At 56.8% G+C, this 213-nt stretch carries 1 protein-coding gene; it reads left to right on the top strand.

Translation table 11 applies throughout. The features are described 5' to 3' along the window. Nucleotides 1-40 precede the first annotated feature (40 nt). A partial coding sequence (tnpB, locus tag WLY71_RS31775) for an IS66 family insertion sequence element accessory protein TnpB (protein WP_347806625.1) occupies nucleotides 41-213 on the top strand: 173 nt, incomplete at its 3' end.

The raw sequence follows: 213 nt of genomic DNA, 5'->3' as shown, positions 1-213 counted from the left end.
GTAAGCGCTCCATGAAGCCCACATTCCAAGCCGAAACCTGATGTCCGATGCTGTGCTCCCGATTTCTTTCTGGAGCCAGTCCGTCATGATGCGCCCCGACGCCAAAGTCGAAAAAGTGTACCTATACCCCAAGCCCGTGGACTTCCGAAAATCCATCGACGGCCTCGCGGCCCTGGTCGAGCTGGATATCAAGGTAGCGGTATTCGACCCCGT

The organism is Pseudomonas rossensis (genome assembly GCF_039888995.1).
In the GTDB taxonomy this organism is placed as follows: Bacteria; Pseudomonadota; Gammaproteobacteria; order Pseudomonadales; family Pseudomonadaceae; genus Aquipseudomonas; species Aquipseudomonas rossensis.
Note: the sequence above shows the minus strand (reverse complement) of the source record. Positions and strands in the feature narration are given on the sequence as shown.